Raw genomic sequence first — 23,284 nt, forward strand, 5'->3', positions numbered from 1 at the left:
TGGCCGCTTTTCTTGTTTTATACAAGTACCTCCGCTTATTGCTGAGGTACTCCGAATTTGCTGCTAAAATTTTTAAGCTGATCTGAATAGGTTTTGTTCAGCGTAGTTTGATGGAAATCCTTAGTTAAACCAACCAAGCCATTCAGTAACGACATGGTGAACTGTATATCCCTATCTGAGCCTGATGAATCTCCGTTTTGCATCGACTCATATTTGTAGTTAAGCATGTCAACTAAATAATCATCTATCTGCGCGGCCAGCTTGTTGCCGATTTTGGTTTCGCCAACACGGTAAGCGCTTTCAAGCAGGTAATATTTACGTACGGCAACTTCCTGCACCGGTATATCGGCAGGCATTTCGGCATCGTATTTAGCTATCAGCTTTTTAACCTGCTCGTTTTTACCTTCTTTGATCATGTTATCGGCCAAGTTCATGTACATACGCGAAATAAGCGGGTAGAACATGGTTTGCGATTCGTGATCCAGATACTTGGCGGTTTTAAAGTTGCCGTATTTGAATTTGTTAACCATGTTATCGTACATCTTGTCGCTGTTGGTAGCCTCAAGCGCGGCAACCGTAGTATCAGGCTTAAGCGGCATCAGGTGATAGGCAAAACCCTCGTTATACAGGTAACGGTCAAGGCCGATCATGTTCTCGCTACCAACGGTAACGGCGAAATAGATAGGGCGTTTCCAATCGTTATGGGCCAAAATATCTAACAGGGCCAGGTTATCTTTAGTGATGTAGTTACCCGGATATTTCCACTCAATAGCGGTTTCGGCCTGAGCCTCTTTGCCGGCGGGTATAGCGCCTGATTTTTTAGCCTCGTTAACATCAACCGATAGTTTAAAGTTTTTAGTTGGCAGGTAGTTGGTTTTGGCGCCGCTTTGCAGCTCGGCCATAGCACGCGGATCATCCGAAGTAATAAAGTCAAACAACTCTTTTACATCTGTTGATCCCGGTACGTTGCCATCGCTGTAATAAATAACATCGCGTACACCGGCCTGGAATTTCTCGTTAGGCATGGTGATAGGCAGCGGTGCCGATTCATTCATTTTACCCTTCATCTGGCGGATGTACCAATCGGTACCCAGCAAGCTCAGGTTAACAATGCGCACATCGGGCCTAACGCCTTCAACTTCCTGAATGTACCACAGCGGGTAAGTATCGTTATCGCCATAAACAAACAGTATGGCATTCGGCTCGCACGAGTTAAGGTAGTTGTAAGCCATATCATGCGGTGTAAGCTTGGTTGAGCGGTTGTGGTCATCCCACTCCTGGCTGGCCATTAATGCCGGGGCTGCTAACAAACATACCACGGTTGATATTGCCGCCGCTGTTTTAGCGTTCAGCCTGCTCAATATTTCGGCGATGAATAATACGCCCAGGCCTATCCATATCGCGAAGGCATAGAACGAACCCGCGTAAGCGTAATCACGTTCACGTGGTTGTAATGGGTCCTGGTTAAGATAAAGCACAATGGCCAAACCTGTAAAAAAGAACAGTACCCCCACAATACCCGCGTCCATTTGGTTACGGCGGAAATGGTATACAGCACCCATTAAACCGATAATTAACGGCAGGGCGTATAAATGGTTGTATGACTTACTTTTAGTTACCGAGTAAGGTAATGGCTGGTTAGGCCTGAAACCAGTTACCCAATTACCGTCAACACCATTAGCGTCTATCTGCCCATCCTGATCGTTGGTACGGCCAACAAAATTCCACAGAAAATAGCGGGTATACATTTGCGTAACCTGCCAGGTCATGAAGAACTTGAAGTTGGTCACAAGATTAGGATGCTCCTCGGCACCTAACTGCGCCCATTGGCGGTAAAACTGCGCATGGCTCGGCTTATCGCTGAACATACGCGGGAAGAAGGTATTACGATCGTATATATTCTTGATCTTTCTGCCTGCTATCTCATATTTTTCCTTACCACGACGATATATAGCGGCACCTTCTTTCTGATCGGTAAGTTCCGAATCAAAGAACTGGCCATACATTAAAGGAGTATCGCCATACTGATCACGGTTAAGGTAGCTGTTAAGCGCGAAGGCATCCTGCGGATCGCTATTGTTAAGATTAGTACCGGCTTTTGCACGGATAACGATCATCACGAAAGAGCTGTAACCAAACAGAATGAATGCCAAACAAACCAAAAAGCTGTTAAGCGCGAAACGCTTTTCGCGGATCTTAACCACATACTCCAAAAATGCTAATACGGCAATGGCCACTATTAAACCAATAATACCGCTGCTTATGCCAGCAAGTAGCACAAACAATACCGCGGCAGCTAAAATGGCCGGTTTAACCGGGTTAATGGTATAATATATACCGGTTATCAGCAATGCTACCAATAATACAAAGAAGGTAACGGCACCGGTACCAAAACCCATGCCCAATGTATTTACAAAGAACAGATCAGAGAACGCGGCACCTTTTACCGTGAACTGTATCACTCCCCAAAGCACAAAGGCTACAGCCACGATACCACCAAAGAACCATAAAAGCGCGCCACCTGAAGTAGCCTTTTCGGTTTTGCGGAAGTAAATAACCAGCGCTATGGCAGGTATAACCAGCAAGTTTAACAAGTGTATACCGATAGATAAGCCCATTACGTAGGCTATGAAAACTATCCAGCGGTTGGCGTGAGGCTCATCGGCGTGGGCTTCCCATTTCAGGATGGCCCAGAATACGATGGCCGTACATAACGATGATTCGGCGTAAACCTCTGACTCGACAGCCGAGAACCAGAACGTATCTGAAAAGGTATAGGCCAGCGAACCTACCAAACCCGCTCCAATAATCAGGATCAGGTTGGCCGTGGTTATTTGTACGCCCGGTTTAACCAATAGCTTTTTGGCCAGCGCGGTTATTGTCCAAAACAGAAACAATATGGTAGCGCTGCTTGATAAGGCCGATGCCATGTTGGTAAAATACGCCACCTTGGTATTATCGCCCAATGATAGCAGCGAAAAGGCTTTGCCTATCATGGTAAACAGCGGCGCGCCGGGCTGGTGGGCCACTTGTAACCGGTATATACAGGCAATAAATTCGCCGCAATCCCAAAAACTGGTTGATGGCTCGAGCGTTAAAACGTAGGTAATGGTGGCTATCAAAAAGGCCAGCCAGCCAAAAAGATTGTTTATCTTGTTGTAATTCATCGTTAAATGATATAAATACTATACAGCTTTATAAGCTGCCGAAAATAACAAACTATCCTTAATGTTACTATTAAAAACTTAGCAGTTAACATATTTTAACGCCGTAAAGCCGTGCAGCAAAACAGCTTGTAATTTTTTTTCAAAAAAATTTTTACCATTTCAAAAATCGTCTTACATTTGCATTCCGTTCGGAAAAGCAATTATCCAACGGAGATTGCCTGATAGTATAATGGTAGTACGACGGTTTTTGGTACCGTTTGTCTTGGTTCGAATCCAGGTCGGGCAACAACAAAAAGATTCGGATTTTGAATTTTCAGTTTCGGCTTAAACCGATAGAGAATTTGAAATCCGAATTGTGTTTTTAAGGTTTTATACGGGCGCGTGAAGTATCTCTAAATGATGTATCAACGCGTTTGAAATCCAAATAAAATGCCGTTACAGTTTAACCCTGTTAAATTATTCTCAGGATTAGGTTCAAAAGAGCTGGCTACCGAAATATCGGCAAGCTATGGTCGTGAACTTGGTGAAGTTATCCTTTCACGCTTTAGCGATGGCGAGTTTCAGCCTCACTTTAATGAGTCGGTACGTGGTTGTGATGTATTTCTGATACAATCAACCAACCAGCCTACTGATAACCTGATGGAGTTGCTGATGCTGATTGACGCGGCCCGCCGTGCATCAGCCCACTACGTAACCGCTGTTATACCTTATTTTGGATTGGCCCGTCAGGATCGTAAAGACAAGCCACGTGTGGCTATCGGCGCCAAGCTTGTTGCCAACCTGTTGGTAGCGGCAGGCATCAACCGTATCATGACCATGGATTTGCACGCAGCGCAGATACAGGGCTTTTTTGATGTTCCGGTTGATCACCTTGATGCCTCGGTAATATTTGTACCGTACATCAAAAGCCTGGGGCTCGAAAACCTTACCATCGCGTCGCCTGATATGGGTGGCTCGTACCGCGCACGCACCTTTGCCAAGTTTTTTAACGCTGAGGTAGTTATTTGCGACAAACGCCGTAAACGCGCTAATGAGATTGAATCAATGACGGTGATAGGCGATGTGGTTGATCAGGACATTGTACTGATAGATGATATTTGCGATACAGCAGGTACCCTATCAAAAGCAGCAGGCCTCATTATGGAGCGTGGCGCACGCAGTGTAAGGGCGGTATGTACACACCCGGTATTATCTGGCAAGGCTTACGAAACCATCGAGAACTCAGCCTTAACTGAGCTGATAGTAACCGATACTATTCCGTTAAAGCAGCAAAGCAGCAAAATAAGGGTGCTATCAACAGCTGACCTTTTTGCCAAAGCGATAATGAACGTGAACGAGCATGGCTCAATAAGCCAGCTTTTTAAAGTAGATTAAAAAAAGCATATAGTTCATGGTTGATGGCTCATAGTTATCAGCATGAATTAATAAAGACTTTGTGGCGGCAAGCGCCACGGAATAAACAATAAATAAATACAAAAAATGAAATCATTTGCTATTAGCGGTTCTCTAAGAGAGAACGTAGGGAAAAGAGATGCTAAAGAGCTGCGCTATGAAGGCCAGGTGCCGGCAGTTCTGTACGGAGGTGAAACTCAAACTCACTTCTCAGTATCCGCAGCTGATTTGAAAGCCGTTGTTTACACTCCGGTTGTTCATTTCATCGACCTTGACATTGCCGGCAAAAAAGCGCAGGCTATTATTAAAGACATTCAGTTTCACCCGTTAACTGAACAACTTTTACACGTTGACTTTTTACAGCTTGACGAAAGCAAACCAATCGCTATCGAGATCCCTGTACAATTAACCGGTACTTCTCCGGGTGTTAAAGTAGGTGGTAAACTGGTTCAAAAATTACGTAAGCTACGTATCAAAGGCTTACCTAAAGATCACCTTGATAACATCGAAGTTAGCATCGAGGAGCTTGAAGTTGGTAAATCAGTACGCGTTCGCGACATTAAATTAGACAACCTTGCTATCACCAACGCTCAGGAAGATACTATCGTATCAGTAACCACCTCACGTGCATTACGTCAGGCTGAGCAGGAAGCTGCAAAAGGTAAATAATCAGATAACATGATCTGTTAGCAATAAAAAAAGCGGTGAGGATATCCTTACCGCTTTTTTTTGTGCCTTACGTTTTAACGCTACTTAGTTTTCAGCACGTTGAATTTATAGGTATATGTGAGCAGGAAATATCTTTTAAGCGTATTATTCTGCCCGTCAATAAGCGCGTTGGTAGTGGTAAAGCGGTATATATTGATATTTTGATCGAGCAAATCATACACCGCCAACTTTATCTCTCCCTGCTCCTTTTTAAACATCTGCAACGCAACTGACGCGCTTAGTATATTATTACTCTTGCGGAAACCATCAGCTATCTGCGAGTTGTAGGTAAATTCCTGCTTACCCTCCCAAACCACCTTTTTAGGCCAGCGCACATTAATGTTGTTTTGCATGGTAAAGCCCTTCAGGTTTTGGCTTTGGCCGCTGGCGTAATCATACCTCGTCCAGTTGCGGAAGTAGGTAACATTAGTATTAAACTCTATCTGATCATTCCATGCAACATCTCCGCCCTGGGTAAATGTCGCTGTCCAGTTACGCTCCTTGCCCGATTCATCGTTGATCATATTGATACGCTCACGATAATTAGGACCAGCACTGCTGCGCAGGCCGAAACGCCATATCTTACTTTTTTTAAACTCCTTACCAAACGAGAACGAGCCGTACATATTTACACTTTGCCCCGCGTTAACCGGTGTAGTGGTGTGCACGCTATTGCTGGTAATAGTGCTTTTATGTATTACGGTATTTTGTGTTACCGAGTAGTTAAACCAGGCATACATGTTTAGCCCTTTCTCAAAATTGTAATTATAATAGTTGAGAGTAAAACGGGTATTTGACGATGGCTCTAACCCGGGGTTACCTATGAATGATGATTGCGGACTATACACAATGGTAACCGGCCGCAGATCGGATATGGAAGGCAGGTTATACCCCTTATCCATTGATATGGAGATACGATCAAACAACTCTAACCTTAACGTCGGCATTAAAAAACTGTACGATCGCTTTACCGTGCCTACATCAAAAACATCGGTAAGGTTTTGCCATTGCTGTGTTACCCCTGCAATAATTGATATTTTTTTCGACATACGCCAGGTAACGCCAGGTTTAACATTTTTTGTCCAGGTGCGGCGGTTAAGGTCGGCACTTTGGTCGGGGAGTAATATGCTATAGCGATTCGTAAGGGTATCCCTATCGTACACAAATTGGTTTTGATCAGCATTGTTATAATCGGCCGAGGTAACCACATCAACCACCAGTTTTTTCGATAGTGGGTAACGATAGCTTAATGAAAGGCTGCCCGATGAGTTTTTGTTATCGCTGGTATTATACCTGTCCAACAAAAACGATGGCACTGTTGATACATAACTTGTGGTGCGGTTCATGTTAAACCCATCTGTTTTGTTGGGGTTAAAACTCAGGTTATGCGTCAGCGTGAACGATTCTTCGCGCCGCTTTTTACCCCTGCGGTTATATATCAGGCTATGGCCAAAGGTTGATGAATTGCCGCTGTTGGTTCCTTTGCTTTCATTATCATTAACCCGGGCATTAAAACTGTTGTAGCTGTTACCGTTTGATGAATTATCGCTGCTATTATTATTGAACGACAGGTTGGGTCGATAAGTAAGACTGTTTACAGTGTCAGGCTTCCACTCCACCAGGCCATTAATATTATGCCCGAAACTTTTACTCTCCGAGCCGTACGCATTACGGCTAAACAATGTGGTATCCCTTATATACTGTTCCACAAAATTGCTGCTTTGATTGATGTTGCGGGTTTCGTTATAAAAGTACATCAGGTTAAGCTTAAGCTTTTTACCGTAATCTCCATTAAGGTTAAACCCGCTCGATGTTACTTTTTCAATACCACCCCAGCCACGGCCCCCAAGCTGCACCGAACCGTTCCATAAGGCATCGCCCCCACTGCGGTCAAAGCCACCATTGCTGTACAATTCCTGGCTGCTAAAGCCTGTTTTGTTGAGGTTATTGCTCATGGCTATAACGCTTAGCTGCAAGGTATCTCTAAACATATTGAATAATCCGCCGGTTTCATACCTGTCGCGCGAGCCGCCACCGGTATACACCTTGCCAAATATGCTGCGCTTTATGGCCCGTTTTAGTTTAATGTTCACAATCTTGTTAACATTTACCTCGCTCACCAGGTGGTCGGGGTCGTTCTCCCTGTCATCATATACCTGCACCTTATCCACAATAGAGGCGTCGAGGTTCTTGGTGGCTATCTTAGGGTCGTTGCCAAAAAACTCCTTGCCATCTATCAGCAGCTTACTCACCGTTTTACCATTTACGGTGAATGATCCATCCTTATTCACCTGCATACCGGGTATCTTTTTCAGTAATTCCTCCAGCATGGCATTTGGGCGGGTTTTAAAGGCTTCGGCATTAAACTCTATGGTATCCTTTTTCATTACAATGGGTACACGCTCGCCCTTGATCACCACCTCCTCCATCATACTGCCGGCCATAATAATTTTGCCCACATCGGTTACTCCTCCGGTAGTAAAATTGAAATTTTTGCGGAATGATTTATAGGTTACAAAGGTTACCAGCAACTTAACATCGCGGTTTAGCGGCAGGCCCGATAGCTCAAAGCCGCCATTAGCCCGGCTAAGGGTATAGGCTACCATTGATGAGTCCTTAACATCGATAACGGTAACGGTGGCATGTTCAAGCGCCGTGTTACTGGCCGAATCAATTACAGTACCCTTTAAGGTAGCTTTGTTTTGTGCCGATGCCGTGGTAAAAAATAGCAGGCAGCACAAAAGTGATAAAAAGGTTGGTTTCATTAAATTGTGACAAGAGTGAAGTTTATAGTTGCGATTTAAACGCAAGTAAAAGCTTTTATTTCACATTTTTATATGTCATTAACACATTTTAACAAATTGCATCATGAATTTTACTCAGGCCCGCTGATTGATGGTGCCGGGCTAAATCTATATCTTTGCAAAAAAGTTTTTTTCAAATAAAAATTGCAGTTTACTGTAACGTTTTAAATAATTAACCGTCTTTTCTCCTAAATGAAATATTTGATAGTTGGGTTGGGTAACATAGGCCCTGAGTATGCCGATACACGACATAACATAGGTTTTATGGTACTTGATGAGCTGGCTCGACAGGATGGGGTGAAGTTTAGTATGGGACGCCACGCTTACCACACCGAAACATCTTTTAAAGGCCGCAAGCTGCATTTAATAAAGCCTACTACCTATATGAATTTGAGCGGGAAAGCGCTTAGCTACTGGATGAACGAACTTAAGGTACCTTTAGAGAACGTTTTGGTTATTGTTGATGACCTCGCGTTACCATTAGGCACTCTGCGTTTAAAACCCAAAGGCAGCGCGGCGGGGCATAACGGGTTAAGGCACATTGAGGCTACCCTTGGCCATAACAACTACGCGAGGTTACGCTTTGGTATAAGCGATAACTACCCCAAAGGGCAGCAGGTTGATTATGTGTTGAGTGGCTTTGATGCTGACGAAATACCGGAATTACCAGCCCTTGTTGATCGCTCGATTGACATGATAAAAAGCTTTGCAACCATCGGCACCGAGCTTACCATGACCAGGTACAATAAGTAGCGAATGTTAAAATTTAACTATTGCTTAGTTAAATTTTGTTAAACAACCGCTTTATGTAGCATGGCATGGGTAACTTGCGCCCTAACAGAAACACACCACAGAAACCTAAAAAATGAAAGCCACTTTACTCACAATTTTATATTGTACGCTATCGCTATGCTTGTTTGCGCAGGCACCGGGAGGGAACATATCCGTAAAAGGGATAGTTATTGATTCAGCCACCAATAAACCGCTCGACTTTGTTACCGTGGCCTTGCAGGATGCTGCTACTAAATCGCCGGTAAAAAGCGCCCTCTCCAAAGGCGATGGTAGCTTTGAATTAACCGCCCCTGCCGGTAAACAATATCAACTGGTATTAGCCTTTGTGGGCTATAGCAATAAGGTTATTACGCTTGAAGCCAAACCGGTGAATGAGCTGGGCCGCATCATGTTCTCGGCATCATCAAAACAGCTGGGCGAGGTACAGGTAACAGCCGTTAAACCCGTGATGAAACAGGAGGTTGATCGCCTGAGCTACGACGTACAGGCCGACCCTGAAAGCAAAGCCTACACCGCGCTGGATATGATGCGAAAAGTGCCTTTGCTAAGCGTAGATGCATCTGACGCTATTAAGTTGAAAGGTAGTGGTGCCTACAAAATATTAATTAACGGCAAGGAGTCGGCACTGATGGCTAAAAACCCATCGGACGTATTGAAGGCCATGCCTGCTACCAACATCCTGAAAATAGAGGTGATCACCACTCCCCCGGCAAAATACGATGCAGAGGGCTTGGCAGGTATCATCAACATCATCACAAAAACTAATGCCGATGAAGGCTACAACATTGGTGTGAACGTTCGCCACAACACGGTTTGGGGTCAGGGCTTTAACCTGAACGGTACCGTTAAAAAAGGAAAATTAGGCTTTGCCGGCTACGCCGGTGCTGGCCGACAGCCGGAGAACGAGAACAGTTCAGAGAACAGCCAGCTACGTACAGCCGATCAATCGCTGTTATTGCAAAACGGCATCAATAAATTTGATGGCCGCTACATGTATGGCAACGGCGAGTTAAGCTATGAGATAGATTCGCTTAACCTGCTTACCGGCTCGTTCGAGATGTACAGGGAAAAGAACAACCAATCTAATGACCTGTTATCGCAATTATTTAACAGTGGCAGTGCCGTAACCCAGCGCTACAGGCAGTTAAGCAACAGCGTGAGCCATTACACCGGCGTTGACGCGGCGCTGAACTACCAGTTAGGCTTTAAAAAGAATAAGGAGCAGTTGCTTACTCTATCATACAAATACAGCTACTCCCCTAACGATCAGGTTACCGAGAATACTTTTAGTGAAGCATTAAATTACAACCAGGCCAACTTTTTACAGAATAACGATCAGGGTACTAAAGAGCATACTGTACAGTTAGATTACGTGCATCCGCTAAAAAAGGTAAATATTGAGGCCGGTGCCAAAGGCATATTGCGTAATAACTACAGCGAATTTAATACCGATACCCTGATAAGCCCGGGAGTTTATGATCGTAATGATTCGCAGTCGAACATATTCGACTATCAGCAAAACGTTTACAGCGTGTATAACTCCTACTCGTTGAAAGGCGAAAAATGGTCAGCCAAGGCGGGTTTGAGGTTGGAGTACACTACCATCAATGCAACGTTTGAGGCCGGTCAGCCGGAGTTGAATACCAACTATAATAACCTGATCCCGTCCATATCGTTACAGCGCAAGTTCAAAACCAGCAGCTTTAACCTGGGCTTTACCCAGCGTATACGCAGGCCGGGTATCTACCAGTTAAATCCATTTGTCGACAGGTCGAACCCGTTATTCATCAGCACAGGTAATCCTAATCTTAAACCGGAACTGAACAACACCTTTGAGCTTACTTACAGCAACTTCGCGAAAGGTTCTATCAATATTGGCTTAAGTTACGCGTTCTCGAACAACTCCATACAAAGTGTTACCAGTTTCAGAGATACGCTGATCAACAATCAATCACAAAAAATCACTACTACCAATTACGAGAACATTGGTAGTAACAGAACTTTGGGACTTAATGTGAATACCAATTACGATATCACCAAAAAGCTATCATTAAGCCTGAACGGCCAGATATCGCGCATTTGGTTAGAGGGCACTTACAATGGTCAGCTTTACAATAATGCAGGGTATATTGGCAACGCTTTTGCCAACATTGGTTATAAGTTTGAGAAAGGTTACCGCATTGGCCTGAATGCCGGTTACTTTAGCGGTTCGGTAACGTTGCAAGGTAAATCGAGGTTCTTTATGTACAACTCGTATGTAGTGAGCAAGGAGTTTTGGGATAAGAATGCCAGTATAGCACTGGTAGCTAACAATCCGTATGGTAAAAACTGGCGCAATACCTCATCAACCATTACGCCCGATTTTGTACAGAATTCCACCTATAACCAGATATACCGCCATTTCGCCATACGCTTAAGCTATAAATTTGGCAAGCTGAGCGGCGAGATCAAAAAGAACCAGCGTGGCATTAACAATGATGACAGCAGCGGGGGCAAAAGTAGTGGCGGAAATGGTTAATTTTACCGTCATGAAAGTTTACGGAATAACCAACTGCAATACTGTAAAAAAAGCCATTGACTGGCTTAAAGAAAATAAAGTTGACTACGAGTTTCACGACTTTAAAAAACTTGGCATCAGCAACGAAAAACTAACCGAATGGGACCAAAAGGCCGGTTACGAAAAGTTTTTGAACAAGCAGGGCCTCACCTGGAAACAGCTTGCCCCCGAGGTTAAGGAAAGCGTGAAAACCAATACCGACGCGCTTAAACTGCTACAGGAAAAAACCAGCATGATAAAACGCCCGGTTATTGAAGATCCCGGATACCTCTACTTCGGTTTTAACGAGGATGTTTATAAAAAGCATTTTAACAAATAATACAAAGCGGCCTACGGGTCGCTTTTTTTATTTGGGCAACCTGATAATCAGAACTCTAAAGCGTAAAATCAGTAACAATTGCTTTACTGCATAGCTCAATTACAGCTAATTGTGGTATACTTGCTGTTATTATTTTATAAAACTGATTAACATGACCTTTAAGTACGTAGCCGGCGCTATGCTGGCTGTTATGGCTTTTGCCCAAACCGGCATGGCCCAGGCTCAGGACGCATCAGCATCAAAGTATGATTATCATGATGCTTTCGGCCCTAATTTCTACACTAAAAATGGCAGCGAATACCGCGCGGCAAGCGGCGAACCAGGCCCCAAATACTGGCAAAACCGTGCCGACTATCAGCTTACTGCCAAACTTAACGACAAAACCAACGAAATTACCGGTACCGAGGTACTTACCTATACCAACAATAGCCCTCAAAAATTAGGCTTTATATGGATGCACCTTGATCAAAACCTGTTCAAGCAGGATTCGCGCGGATCAGCCATCGTGCCTCCTACCGGTAGCCGTAACGGTGGCCACGGGCAAATTTTTGATGCAGGGCATAAAATAAAATCAGTAAAACTGGTAGGCAGCGAAACTGAGCTGAAATACATCATCAATGATACCCGCATGCAGGTATTTTTGCCGAAGGACGTAGCTGCCGAAGGCGGACAGATAAAACTGCGTATCGAATTTTCATACATCAGCCCCGAGTACGGATCAGACCGCACAGGTATACTGAACACCAAGAATGGTAAGGTATACACCATAGCACAATGGTACCCACGCGTATGTGTGTATGATGATGTTTTGGGTTGGAACGTGGTGCCTTACACCGGCCCGGCTGAGTTTTATTTGGAGTATGGCGATTTCGATCTGACCATTACTGCTCCGGCCAACCACATCGTGGTAGCATCGGGCGAGCTGCTTAACCCATCAGAGGTTTACACCGCCGAGCAGCAAAAACGTTGGGCCGAGGCCTCGCAAAGCGACAAAACGGTTATCATCCGTTCGGCTAAAGAGGTTACCAACCCGGCATCACGCCCGGTAGGTAAAACCGAGCTGACCTGGAAATTCCGCATAAAGAACGCACGTGATGCTTCATGGGCTTCATCAGCATCTTTTATTGTCGACGCGGCTAAAATGAACCTGCCAAGCGGCAAAAAATCATTAGCCATATCAGCATACCCTGAAGAAAGCGATGGCAACGATGCCTGGGCACGCTCAACCGAATACGTTAAAAAATCAGTTGAATACAATTCAAAAAAATGGTTTGAATACCCTTACCCTGCCGCTACCGCTGTAGCCAGCATTGTAGGTGGTATGGAATATCCTGGTATTGTTTTCTGCGGATACAAAGCTAAAAAAGGCAGCCTTTGGGGTGTTAACGATCATGAATTCGGCCACACCTGGTTCCCGATGATCGTTGGCTCAAACGAGCGCGTTTATGGTTGGATGGATGAAGGCTTCAACACCTTTATCAACACCCTAACCACTGAGGATTTCAACAACGGCGAGTATGCCAACAAACGCCCGATGGACATGCAACGCGTAGGCGAGTTCGCTACCAAACCTGACCTGGAAAGCGTATTAAGCGCGCCTGCCAACATGAAAGAGAAGAACATTGGCATGCTGCTATATTTTAAACCAGGCTTCGGCCTTACCATGCTGCGCGAGCAGATATTGGGTAAAGAGCGTTTTGACCTGGCCTTCCGTACCTATGTGGAGCGCTGGGCATTCAAACACCCTACGCCTGATGATTTCTTCCGCACGATGGAGAACGTTGGAGGCGAAAGCCTGCAATGGTTTTGGCGCGGGTGGTTCACCAACAACTGGAGGCTTGACGTAGCAGTTAACGATGTTAAAAATGTTGACGTTGACCCATCAAAAGGCGTGCTGATCACCCTAACTAATATGGAAAAAATGGCGATGCCGGTTCCGTTAGAGATAAAATACAAAAGCGGCAAAACCGAGCGTGTAAAACTACCTGTTGAAATTTGGGAACGTAACGTATCATTCGTTTACAAACACCCGTCAACCGAGGAAGTTGTTCAGGTAACTTACGACCCTGACAAAACCCTACCCGATTACAATCCTGACAACAACGTTTGGAAAAAATAATCGACCCCATAAAACACAAAGGCCCCGAAAACCGGGGCCTTTGCTATTAACAACAAACTTAAAGAAAAACTTAAGCTCTTTCGGGCATTAAATGTGTAGTGATGGCTATGCGGTTCCACGCGTTAATGGTTACCGCGGCCATAATTACCTGTGCTGTTTTTTGCTCGCCCAATACACTTACCGCCTGTTGGTAAGTAGCATTGCTTACGTGGCCTTGTATGTTGGTCACTTCCTCGGTTAAGGCAAGCGCGGCTTGTTCTTCGGCGGTAAAAAAGTCGGTTTCGCGCCATGCGGGTAGTACGTAAATACGTTGTTCGGTTTCGCCTATCTTACGGGCGTCTTTAGTGTGCATATCTAAACAGTAAGCACAGCCGTTAATTTGTGACGCGCGAATTTTTATCAGCTCGTACAAGCTTTTTTCAAGTCCGCTTTTTTGCATATAGGCTTCAAGGCCATACATAGCTTTAAATGCATCAGGTGCTATTTCGTGTATTTTGATCCTGGTTTCCATGATATTTCTTAATTTTTAAAATGTGATTAAATGTTTGTGCCGGCGTTTACAATACAAAGGTGCATAGCCGCGGGCAGCAAAATCTTAATCTTGATTAAGAAATGAGGGAGAGGGGATTAATTCCCTCCTTGGGGAGGGCAAGGGAGGAGTTTCGCAAATTATTAATTTTTAAGATTCTGTCATTTCGATGCGGTAGCGAGAAATCTGTCTGCGTTCATTGCCAAACGACAGATATCTGCTCATACAACCCCTCCTAAACGGCGCAGCCCTCATGAGCACCATTAAAAATAAACAGCAATATGCGAATAATCCTCCCCGAGGGGGAGGACTTTTATAAAATTATGTTCTTCAAAAAAGAGCGGTGGCCTGGCAGAAAACCGGGCCAGGGAGTATGGCCTGTGGGTGGAAGGTTTTTTCTGCCTTGATGTTTGGTTACTTTGCATCTAAGGTAAAATAACTGGCCTCTGCGGCCAAGAGCAGGCTGACGATGGTTAAAGCACAACCTCTGAAATAAAGCACAAACTTTTAATAAAGCAAAGTTCATCACCTGTCCTAAATTTCTTTTGAGCGATCAAAAGAAACAAAAATCGCCGGCTTTTTAATTTTCTATGAAAGCCAGTGAATTATTAGTGCTACCCGAAAATTAAGAGGCCGGAGGATACGGTTATTTATGGTTTGTGCTTTTGTTTCATTTTTTATTCTTGTCATTTCGATGCGATAGCGAGAAATCTGTACGCGTTCATAATCAAGCGACAGATTTCTCCTCGTACCTCGTTCAAAATGACATTGCTAATAGATAAATACACAAATATCAAAAAATCATTATCTTTGCATCATCATGGAAATTACTACCGTATTTGCTTAATGCTTTGGTTCCCAGGTAAAGCTATTGCCCAATAGCCGGACCGGAGTATGTTAATTAATCTCTTTTAGTACTTGATCATTACTGCCGGGTTAAATGCCCTCTCAACATATTGCCGTATGTTATTTTGGCATGTGCATGAGTAAAACAATGCCTTTTAGTAACTTGGCATTTTGATTGTTAATCATTTTATTGAATGAAACAAAAATTTTATGATACTGCTGTGAAGCAGGAGAAAGCGATTTTGGTTGGCGTTATCACTGCCGACGAAACCGAAGAATTGGAAAAAGAATATTTGGAGGAGCTGGAGTTTTTGGTGGAAACAGCAGGCGGCAAAACCGTTAAGCATTTTACCCAGAAACTGATGCGCCCTGAGCGCGCTACCTATGTTGGTACCGGCAAGCTTGAAGAAATAAAGGAATATGTAATAGCCGAAGAAATTGATATAGTGGTGTTTGACGATGAGCTGTCGCCATCGCAGTTGCGTAACATTGAGAACGAGCTGAAGGTGAAGATACTCGATCGTAACAACCTTATATTGGATATTTTTGCCGGTCGTGCGCAAACGGCACAGGCCAAAACACAGGTGGAGCTGGCACAGCTGCAATACCTGCTGCCACGCCTAACCCGTATGTGGACCCACTTAGAGCGCCAAAAGGGTGGTATTGGTATGCGTGGCCCGGGTGAGTCGCAAATTGAAACTGACCGTCGTTTGATCCTGAATAAGATATCGTTGTTAAAGGATAAGCTGAAAAGCATTGACCGCCAGAATGAAACTCAGCGCAAGAACCGCCATCAACTGGTTCGTGCGGCATTAGTGGGTTATACCAACGTAGGTAAATCAACCATTATGAACATGCTTTCAAAATCGGATGTATTTGCTGAGAATAAGCTGTTCGCTACGCTGGATACTACGGTACGCAAGGTTGTTATTGAGAACGCACCTTTCCTGCTGTCAGACACTGTAGGCTTCATCCGCAAGTTACCTCACCATTTGGTGGAATGCTTTAAATCGACATTGGATGAGGTACGCGAGGCCGATATTTTGATACACGTGGTTGATATATCGCATCCTAACTTTGAGGATCAGATACGTACGGTTAACGAAACGTTGAAGGATCTGGGAGCGGTTGATAAGGATAACATCACCGTATTCAACAAAATTGACGCGTACAAACCTACCGAGGTTTTTGAGGGTGAGGAACTGAAACCGCTAACGCTTGAAGATTTTAAGCAAAGCTGGATGGCACGCCACAACAGCCCGGCCATATTTATATCAGCCGCCAAGCGCGAAAATATCGACGAGTTCCGTCAGCTATTGTACGATAAGGTTAAGGCCATACATACAGCCAGGTATCCGTACGATCATTTGTTATATTAACAGATCGGCCAATAAAAAAAGCGGTGTCACCTATTAGGTGACACCGCTTTTTTGCTTTATTACATTGATGCCGTTAACGGCGGCAAATTACTTACCTTTTTTTGCAGATGCTTATCCCATACGGCTTGCTGTGCGCGGTTTTGCATGTGGTTGGTATCATCCTCATAATCCTTATTAAGTTGCTGGTATTTGGCATCAATCCGGTTAAAAATATCAGCTATCACCATGCTGTAATCACGGCCGAACTGGGTTCGATTAAAAGTTCGCAGCACTTCCTGCTGCTGTAAATAGGCTATGGCATAATGGCCTTGCTCGTGTCGTAACACCTCGACCATCATTTCGGGGCTTTTAATACGGGTAACATCAAGCCATGATTTATCCTTATTCATCACCATGCTTACCTCAAAATCGATCTTGAACACGCCCTTTATGCGCTTTACCGTGTAATTATAGCTTATGCTGCAATTGGTATAGGCAACCGCCCCAAAACTGCTGCGACGCGGCATGCCCTGAAAATCATTAGCGGTAAGTGTTTTATAGCCCTGTTGTGCAAAGCTGTTGGTGGCCGAGCAAAGCAAAGCCACCAACATTAACCTGATAAATTTTGATACCATACAGCCAAAAAGTTTTACTTTTTGACCGCATCATCCTTTAAAAGGTTTAAGCCCATAGTTTCTTTCATGGTGCGTTGCAGGCCATCTACCGAGCCATCCAGGAAGATAACGTTGCCTTTTGAGTTCTCGCCAAAGTGCTTGATGGATTCCGTCCACATGGTGAATAGTATTACCGAGGTATCCATATTGGCTTCCTGCATTTCTTTGGCGGCCACCGTCATACCCTTGGCCACTTCCTCGCGGAATAAGGCGATACCCTGACCGCGCAACTGTGCAGCCTGGCGCTCGGCCTCGGCTGATATTTTGATGGCATTACCCTCGGCCTCGGCAGCCTTGGTCTTGGTGATCAGCAGGGCCTGGCCTTCGTTCTCGGCGGCAGCTTTCAGGTTGTTTGATGCCACTACCTGGCTCATTGATTTCATGATTATATCATCAAACGTAATATCATTCAATTGCAGATCCTGCAAGTGATAGCCCCAGCTTTCCAGTATATTGTCCAGCTGCTCCTTTACGTGCTCTACAATATCGCGACGGAGTATCAGTACATCTGCCTGGCGTTTGGTGGCTACAAAGGCACGTATGGAGCCCTCAACGGTGCGCACCAGAGCCTGCATCAGGTTGCGTTCGTCAACAAACTTAAAAGCCACGTTCTTGATGGTTTCTTCCCGCTGATCGAGCACCGAATAAAGCAGCATGGCCTTGAAGTAAACATTAGCCTGATCATAAGTTACAGCCTGAAACTCCAGCTCGACCGAACGGTTTTGTATGGATATACGCGAGTAGATCAACTCGATAAGCGGTATCTTAAAATTCAGGCCCGGTGTAAGTATACGGCGGTATTTACCAAATATGGTAACAACGGCTATAGTGCCCTGTTTTACGGTCACAAATGAACTGAACAGGATAACGATCAATACAACAAGTATTACCGTAAGCGAGATAGAAATATCCATAAACAACGATTAAAGGTTTAAATAAATATAGAACTAATTATTGGTGTGCAATTTGTTTTGTTAAAGCAAACACAAAATAACCATGAACTTAAAACGTACTTTCGGCACCATACTTACCCTGTTGGGCATCGCCGGCCTGATTTACACAGGGCTGAACATCATTCAAAAAAGTGGTGAAACTACTACACTGATAGTGGTAGGAATTATAGCTATGATATTCTTTTTTACAGGTGTGAGCCTGATACGCAACACGGCCGACAAAGCTGTTTAACGCATTGGTGTTATACGGCCGTCATCGGCTATATTGAGGGTTGATTCCGGGAAATCCGTCGCGATTAATGCCTTTATGCGCTTGATGACACGGTTGGCTGTATCAACACGTAAGCCTTGCGGGTAAGTTTGCCGGGTGGCAATGATCTGTCCGCCGGTAAACTCGCCCTTTTTGTTTATGGCGATCTTGAGTAAAGGCGCCAGTCCGCAAAAGCCGGTTGTGTTAACACCTTTATAGGTGCAAAAGTTACCGAGGCTGTAGGCTATAAGGCGATCATTATACAGCTCCATGCCACGGGTAAGGTGCGGGCCATGGCCTAAAACTACATCGGCACCGGCATCAATGGCATTATGGGCAAAGGCGTAAACATTGCCACGGTTTTCGCCCTTGTAAGTTTCTGTATCGCGGGTTACATGCTCATATTCGGTACCCTCGCCTCCACCGTGAAAGGATACGATAACCACATCGGCCTGTTGTTTTAATTCGCTGATGATGCGCGCGGCATTAGGCAGATCAAGCAATGATACGGTTTGGCTGTTGGGCGAAAAGGCGCAGAAACCTACCGTAATATCCTTCACCTTTAACAAAGCGGTTGGTTTACTACGCAGACCTGCATATTGTATCTGTAATGAATCCAGTATGCGCATGGTGCTTTTTCTACCTGCCAATCCAAAATCGTTAGTGTGGTTATTACCTATGCTGATGAGATCGAATCCCGCGTTCTTCAAAATACCCCCATAAGCCTCGGGCATCCTGAACAGGTATGATTTACTGCGCTGATGCAGTTTAAAGTCAGCGGCAGCACCGGTATCCAGCAACACACCCTCTAAATTACCAAAGGTTATATCGGCATTGCGCAGGTGCTCAATAATGGGTCTAAAACTATTTATAGCACTATCCCGAGGCAGGGTGGTTTTATCAGGATATGATGTGCCCAACATAATATCGCCAACGGCAGCAATGTTGATAATGTCGCCGGAAGGTATAACTGTTTGTTCGGCGGATTTATCCTGCTGCGAGGTGTTTTGTTGAGTGGATGATTTGGTACTACCGGGTTTGCAGGCGGGGGCAAGTAATACGATGAGTAGTAAAAGGTAAAGATTATGGCGCATGGCAAAAAAAAATCCTCCCGTAATTACGGAAGGATCTTGCATTTAGTATAAATAAGTTTCTAATTAGTTTCTTCTTCCAACGGAATTTCCAGTTCTTCCTGATACTGGGCGGTTAAACGGCCGCCTTTGTAAAAGTAACGGCTGTAGTAACGATCTTCCAGGTTTGAGATAGCCACACCTTTTGATGACGCGTGTGCAAACCTGCCGTTACCTAAATAAACACCAATATGCGATATACGGCGGCTGCGGATCTTAAAGAAAACCAGATCGCCTTCTTTCAGCTCGTTACGGCGAACAGGGTCAACCATGCTGAAAATATCACGTGAGTTACGTTTGATGGTAAGATTAAATACCTTGCTGTAAACCTCTTTAGTAAAGCCCGAGCAGTCAATACCTTTGCGGGTGTTGCCACCAAAACGGTAAGGAGTGCCTACCCAATCGTGTACTACTTCAAAAAGTTTAAGATTTGAGGTTGCAGAAAGCGCAACGCCCATTATCTGCGAAAGATATGTTTTAGCTAAGCTTTCCTGATCGTCGCCTGTATTATCAGCAGCGGGAGCGGTTGTAGCTGTTTTTGTTTGAGCCTGAACGCCTAATGCGCTGATGAACAATGCGATAGCAATAGTAAATTTCTTCATTTAATCTCTTTATCTTGTTGAATAGGGGTACAACAAATTGTTTATTAAATTATACAATGTGTCTATTGTTAGCTACAAATCTATCCAATCAATTTAATATTGCAAATAAATGATACATTTTTTTGTAAAAAGTGAAATTGCCCAGCCCACTTTCGCCACAAAATTATGTACCCGGTAACAATAGTTTAAATACCTGTATTTGTTTAATAAACAGGGTTTTGTGCATTCTACGCAAAAAGAGTTTTGGATGTTTCAGACGCTGAAAAATAATTTCTGTAAAATTAAAATTACCTAAATTTCATTCTGCTCCCGCGATTCCTTTTCTTCGCGCAAATTTCGCATAATTTTTGTGTAGCCGCGATGCTTATGTTCTTCATCATATAGGGGGAACACCAGGCCGGTACCCCAAAACTTTGAGCCGTCCTTACGTACATGGTTCCGCTCGTCAATGGCACGGCCTTCTTTCAGCGCTGTGGTAAGTTCGGTAGCAGGTATATTGCGGGCTACATCTTCAGTCGTAAAAAATACATCGGCGCTAAAACCCAGCACCTCGTTCTCGGTATAGCCCAATACTTTTTGCGCGCCGTTGTTCCAGCTGTTTACATTGCCCCAGGTATCGGTGGTAAAAACGCAGTAATCGTCAAGGCTGTCAAGTACCTGTCTGAAAAAGCTTTCGCTCATTCTGAAATAGCTGTCGTTATAAACAGTTGCAGGGTCAACGCCACCCTCATCAATGTTGCTATCATACTCAACCCAAACATCAATGTCTGCCAAACCACAGCACATTTGCATGGGCTCGCGGGTAATGCGGTAATAAGTTTGGTACCCATCAGGCAGTTGCTGCAATACCGGCGCTGATTTTAGCGGTTTCAGTATCAAGGGCGCATTGCGCGAGGCATCGGCCTCATAATTTTCGCTGGCCAGCATGTGGGTAAATCCCTTTTCTATCAGGTCGCCAAGTAATTGTGGTGTGAGTGCTACTTTCATGGGTACGGATGTTATATAAAAAAATCCCTGGTAAATTATATAACCACCAATAGCAACTTAATGTTTCCTGAAATAACGGAAGTGTTAACTACAGATTAATGCCCATCAGATCTAACACCGCCATAAATTCGGGCTGTAAACCGGCTTTTATGCTGATGTTTTGCCTGATAACAGGATGTACGAACGCTACGCTTTCGGCATGCAGAAACATGGTTTCAATTTCCCAGCGCTCCTTAAACAATTTGTTTTGCTTGTTGCAGCCGTGAGTACGATCGCCAATTATGGGGTAAAATATATGGGCCATGTGTTTGCGTATCTGGTGCATACGCCCGGTGCGCGGCTTTACCTCAACCAGCGAATAGCGCGATGTTTGGTGCTTACCGAAAGGAACATCCAGCTCGGCACGGCTCAGGGTTTTGTAGGCGGTAAAGGCATCCTGCAAAGTGCCGTTCTCCTTACGTAACGGATAATCGATCTCGCCCTCATCGGGCGCGAAACCACGTACCAAGGCAAGGTAGCTTTTGCTTACCTCGTTATTGGCAAACTGCTTTTGCATGGCAATCTCGCTATCCTTATCCAGCGCGAATAGTAGTAGTCCGCCGGTTTTACGGTCGATACGGTGGGCAGGGTATACCTTTTGTCCTAACTGATCGCGCAGTATTTGCAGGGCAAATTCGCTGGCATCATTAGCTATTGATGAACGGTGCACCAGCAAGCCATGCGGCTTATTAATGGCCACCAGGTATTCGTCCTGATAAAGTATTTCGAGCATGAGGTGGCAAAGGTAAGCATCTTAAGCGAACACTTACTGCGTCGGTGCCGACGGATCGTAACTGTACACCACCTGGTAGGCCTGTTTTTTGAGTTTTGATGATAGCTGCCCTATCTTCAGATCCTCGGGTTGCAGGGTAGGTTCGCATACCGAATAGGTGCGCCCCCGGTAAACTATAGGTTGCCCGATGGGTTTGTCAAACTGTACCGCTATGGTAATGTGTGTTGGATATAGCATGGCAATCATCGGCAGATCGTATATCTCTTTTACCAGGTAAAAGAACAGGGCCGCGCGGTCGTCACAATCGCTGTATTCAGAAAACAAGGTTTCTTCGGGCGACATACGTTTTTCCTTGCCGAAGTTCTGCTCATCATCCTCATATAAAAACGCGTATCGGGTAAAGCGCATCAGGTAATCAATACCCTTTTTTTGCGACATGCCCTTTACATTTTTGCGCAATGGCGGTATAAGCGACGAATAGGTTTCCCTGCTTAGCGGGATGTTAAAATAATAGCTAAAATCAACCCCCGGATAATTGGCGAAGATATTTTTAACCTCGTTATTTAGCTTCACATCAAAGTGATACATGGTGTTGCCGTATTGAAACTGCAACTGTTTAGCCACGTAGCTATCAGGCTTAAAATCGGGCAGGCGGGTTATGAGGTATGAAAACGCGTGCGTAGCCCCGGCAACCTTTATGGGTACAGGCATCGGCGGGTCCTGATGCAGGTCGGCATGAGCATAATCGTGATAATTGAGGCACATATATTTTTTGCCATCAACCATAAAAAATGGAATGTCGGCAATGTCCTCATTATTATAAACATAAAATATGATGCGGTTTTCGGGCGTAATGGCCAGGCGCGCGTCAAAACCTGAATTGCTGAGCAGGTACCATTTGTATAAGGTGTACCGGCCGTAATTAACATTTTTAGGGCTTAGCTGTTCGGCTGTTTTGCGTATAAGCTGGTAATAAAGCCAATCGTTCAGCTGGTATTTTTCGCGCCATGCTAATAATGAGCCTATCAGCGGTTTATAGTCTAAACCGTTAATGCCGGTGTAAAAGTTATTAATATCCTGCGGAGATATTTTTTGATGGATGGTGCTGTTCAGAGAAGTATCGGCCTCGGCACAAAAGGTGTTGCCATAAAAATCAAAACAAAAGGATGCCTTATTGCCCTGCCCATAGGCGGCAACTGAAAAAAATAAAGCAATAAGTAAAACAAGCGCTCTCATCACTACACCTCCTTTCGCCTAAACTGAAATTTATAATTGGTAAGTTAAATATACGTATTTTTTTAAGGGACAACAATAGCACAATTGTA

General features: G+C 44.5%; 18 protein-coding genes and 1 tRNA gene. 9 read left to right on the forward strand and 10 right to left on the reverse strand.

Annotated features, from left to right (window positions below):
* Positions 1 to 35: 35 nt before the first annotated feature.
* Positions 36 to 3,167: a DUF2723 domain-containing protein gene (locus IM792_RS09550; protein ID WP_194101627.1), complete on the reverse strand. Its 3,132-nt coding sequence runs from the start codon at positions 3,165 to 3,167 to the stop codon at positions 36 to 38.
* 215 nt (positions 3,168 to 3,382) lie between these two features.
* On the opposite strand from IM792_RS09550, the gene IM792_RS09555 reads away from it, so the two are divergent.
* The 3 genes from IM792_RS09555 to IM792_RS09565 all read left to right on the forward strand — a co-directional run bounded on the left by IM792_RS09555 (position 3,383) and on the right by IM792_RS09565 (position 5,228).
* Positions 3,383 to 3,453 (forward strand) — tRNA-Gln (locus IM792_RS09555).
* 143 nt (positions 3,454 to 3,596) lie between these two features.
* Positions 3,597 to 4,541 (forward strand): ribose-phosphate pyrophosphokinase, encoded by a 945-nt coding sequence (locus IM792_RS09560; protein ID WP_194101628.1) that lies wholly within the window; start codon positions 3,597 to 3,599, stop codon positions 4,539 to 4,541.
* A gap of 105 nt (positions 4,542 to 4,646) precedes the next feature.
* Entirely contained in the window at positions 4,647 to 5,228 is a 582-nt protein-coding gene (locus IM792_RS09565; RefSeq protein WP_194101629.1) for a 50S ribosomal protein L25/general stress protein Ctc, read from the forward strand.
* Between the two features lie 80 nt (positions 5,229 to 5,308).
* On the opposite strand, the gene IM792_RS09570 is transcribed toward IM792_RS09565, so the two are convergent.
* Positions 5,309 to 8,032 (reverse strand): outer membrane beta-barrel protein, encoded by a 2,724-nt coding sequence (locus tag IM792_RS09570; RefSeq protein WP_194101630.1) that lies wholly within the window; start codon positions 8,030 to 8,032, stop codon positions 5,309 to 5,311.
* A gap of 231 nt (positions 8,033 to 8,263) precedes the next feature.
* Here IM792_RS09570 and pth point away from each other — a divergent pair, with 231 nt between their 5' ends.
* From pth to IM792_RS09590, 4 genes are all read left to right on the forward strand, one after another.
* Complete coding sequence (pth, locus tag IM792_RS09575; RefSeq protein WP_194101631.1) at positions 8,264 to 8,824, forward strand: aminoacyl-tRNA hydrolase; 561 nt, start codon at positions 8,264 to 8,266, stop codon at positions 8,822 to 8,824.
* 112 nt (positions 8,825 to 8,936) lie between these two features.
* A complete protein-coding gene (locus tag IM792_RS09580) occupies positions 8,937 to 11,381 on the forward strand; it encodes an outer membrane beta-barrel family protein (RefSeq protein WP_194101632.1) in 2,445 nt (814 codons plus the stop codon).
* Positions 11,382 to 11,391: 10 nt separating this feature from the next.
* Positions 11,392 to 11,739 (forward strand): Spx/MgsR family RNA polymerase-binding regulatory protein, encoded by a 348-nt coding sequence (locus IM792_RS09585; RefSeq protein ID WP_194101633.1) that lies wholly within the window; start codon positions 11,392 to 11,394, stop codon positions 11,737 to 11,739.
* 151 nt (positions 11,740 to 11,890) lie between these two features.
* Positions 11,891 to 13,858 carry a M1 family metallopeptidase gene (locus IM792_RS09590; protein WP_194101634.1) on the forward strand — a complete coding sequence of 656 codons (1,968 nt, stop codon included), beginning with the start codon at positions 11,891 to 11,893 and terminating at the stop codon, positions 13,856 to 13,858.
* A 70-nt stretch (positions 13,859 to 13,928) separates the two neighbouring features.
* Here the strand turns inward: IM792_RS09590 and IM792_RS09595 are convergent, their stop codons facing one another.
* On the reverse strand, positions 13,929 to 14,369 hold the full coding sequence (locus IM792_RS09595) for a carboxymuconolactone decarboxylase family protein (RefSeq protein ID WP_194101635.1): 441 nt from the start codon (positions 14,367 to 14,369) through the stop codon (positions 13,929 to 13,931).
* Positions 14,370 to 15,427: 1,058 nt separating this feature from the next.
* Between IM792_RS09595 and hflX the strand changes: the two genes are divergently transcribed.
* Entirely contained in the window at positions 15,428 to 16,612 is a 1,185-nt protein-coding gene (hflX, locus tag IM792_RS09600; RefSeq protein ID WP_194101636.1) for a GTPase HflX, read from the forward strand.
* Positions 16,613 to 16,671: 59 nt separating this feature from the next.
* Here hflX and IM792_RS09605 read toward each other — a convergent pair whose 3' ends face one another.
* Positions 16,672 to 17,226: a hypothetical protein gene (locus tag IM792_RS09605; protein ID WP_194101637.1), complete on the reverse strand. Its 555-nt coding sequence runs from the start codon at positions 17,224 to 17,226 to the stop codon at positions 16,672 to 16,674.
* Between the two features lie 14 nt (positions 17,227 to 17,240).
* Entirely contained in the window at positions 17,241 to 18,179 is a 939-nt protein-coding gene (locus IM792_RS09610) for an SPFH domain-containing protein (RefSeq protein ID WP_194101638.1), read from the reverse strand.
* Between the two features lie 82 nt (positions 18,180 to 18,261).
* Here IM792_RS09610 and IM792_RS09615 point away from each other — a divergent pair, with 82 nt between their 5' ends.
* Entirely contained in the window at positions 18,262 to 18,450 is a 189-nt protein-coding gene (locus IM792_RS09615) for a hypothetical protein (RefSeq protein ID WP_194101639.1), read from the forward strand.
* On the opposite strand, the gene IM792_RS09620 is transcribed toward IM792_RS09615, so the two are convergent.
* The 5 genes from IM792_RS09620 to IM792_RS09640 form a co-directional block, all read right to left on the reverse strand.
* On the reverse strand, positions 18,447 to 19,604 hold the full coding sequence (locus tag IM792_RS09620) for a CapA family protein (protein WP_194101640.1): 1,158 nt from the start codon (positions 19,602 to 19,604) through the stop codon (positions 18,447 to 18,449). The genes IM792_RS09615 and IM792_RS09620 overlap by 4 nt on opposite strands.
* A gap of 17 nt (positions 19,605 to 19,621) precedes the next feature.
* Positions 19,622 to 20,200 carry an NlpC/P60 family protein gene (locus IM792_RS09625; protein ID WP_194101641.1) on the reverse strand — a complete coding sequence of 193 codons (579 nt, stop codon included), beginning with the start codon at positions 20,198 to 20,200 and terminating at the stop codon, positions 19,622 to 19,624.
* 291 nt (positions 20,201 to 20,491) lie between these two features.
* Entirely contained in the window at positions 20,492 to 21,187 is a 696-nt protein-coding gene (locus tag IM792_RS09630; RefSeq protein WP_194101642.1) for a PAS domain S-box protein, read from the reverse strand.
* Between the two features lie 88 nt (positions 21,188 to 21,275).
* Positions 21,276 to 21,959: a pseudouridine synthase gene (locus IM792_RS09635; protein WP_194101643.1), complete on the reverse strand. Its 684-nt coding sequence runs from the start codon at positions 21,957 to 21,959 to the stop codon at positions 21,276 to 21,278.
* A gap of 33 nt (positions 21,960 to 21,992) precedes the next feature.
* On the reverse strand, positions 21,993 to 23,195 hold the full coding sequence (locus IM792_RS09640; RefSeq protein WP_228085010.1) for a hypothetical protein: 1,203 nt from the start codon (positions 23,193 to 23,195) through the stop codon (positions 21,993 to 21,995).
* Between the last annotated feature and the right edge of the window lie 89 nt (positions 23,196 to 23,284).

It is taken from the genome of Mucilaginibacter sp. JRF, from assembly GCF_015223065.1.
GTDB lineage: Bacteria > Bacteroidota > Bacteroidia > Sphingobacteriales > Sphingobacteriaceae > Mucilaginibacter.

Coding starts and splice junctions, on each gene's coding strand:
- IM792_RS09590 (WP_194101634.1), top strand. CDS start 11,891: ATGACCTTTAAGTACGTAGCCGGCGCTATGCTGGCTGTTATGGCTTTT.
- IM792_RS09570 (WP_194101630.1), bottom strand. CDS start 8,032: ATGAAACCAACCTTTTTATCACTTTTGTGCTGCCTGCTATTTTTTACC.
- IM792_RS09595 (WP_194101635.1), bottom strand. CDS start 14,369: ATGGAAACCAGGATCAAAATACACGAAATAGCACCTGATGCATTTAAA.
- IM792_RS09635 (WP_194101643.1), bottom strand. CDS start 21,959: ATGCTCGAAATACTTTATCAGGACGAATACCTGGTGGCCATTAATAAG.
- IM792_RS09580 (WP_194101632.1), top strand. CDS start 8,937: ATGAAAGCCACTTTACTCACAATTTTATATTGTACGCTATCGCTATGC.
- IM792_RS09640 (WP_228085010.1), bottom strand. CDS start 23,195: ATGAGAGCGCTTGTTTTACTTATTGCTTTATTTTTTTCAGTTGCCGCC.
- IM792_RS09605 (WP_194101637.1), bottom strand. CDS start 17,226: ATGGTATCAAAATTTATCAGGTTAATGTTGGTGGCTTTGCTTTGCTCG.
- IM792_RS09585 (WP_194101633.1), top strand. CDS start 11,392: ATGAAAGTTTACGGAATAACCAACTGCAATACTGTAAAAAAAGCCATT.
- IM792_RS09615 (WP_194101639.1), top strand. CDS start 18,262: ATGAACTTAAAACGTACTTTCGGCACCATACTTACCCTGTTGGGCATC.
- IM792_RS09610 (WP_194101638.1), bottom strand. CDS start 18,179: ATGGATATTTCTATCTCGCTTACGGTAATACTTGTTGTATTGATCGTT.
- IM792_RS09630 (WP_194101642.1), bottom strand. CDS start 21,187: ATGAAAGTAGCACTCACACCACAATTACTTGGCGACCTGATAGAAAAG.
- hflX (WP_194101636.1), top strand. CDS start 15,428: ATGAAACAAAAATTTTATGATACTGCTGTGAAGCAGGAGAAAGCGATT.
- pth (WP_194101631.1), top strand. CDS start 8,264: ATGAAATATTTGATAGTTGGGTTGGGTAACATAGGCCCTGAGTATGCC.
- IM792_RS09565 (WP_194101629.1), top strand. CDS start 4,647: ATGAAATCATTTGCTATTAGCGGTTCTCTAAGAGAGAACGTAGGGAAA.
- IM792_RS09560 (WP_194101628.1), top strand. CDS start 3,597: ATGCCGTTACAGTTTAACCCTGTTAAATTATTCTCAGGATTAGGTTCA.
- IM792_RS09620 (WP_194101640.1), bottom strand. CDS start 19,604: ATGCAAGATCCTTCCGTAATTACGGGAGGATTTTTTTTTGCCATGCGC.
- IM792_RS09550 (WP_194101627.1), bottom strand. CDS start 3,167: ATGAATTACAACAAGATAAACAATCTTTTTGGCTGGCTGGCCTTTTTG.
- IM792_RS09625 (WP_194101641.1), bottom strand. CDS start 20,200: ATGAAGAAATTTACTATTGCTATCGCATTGTTCATCAGCGCATTAGGC.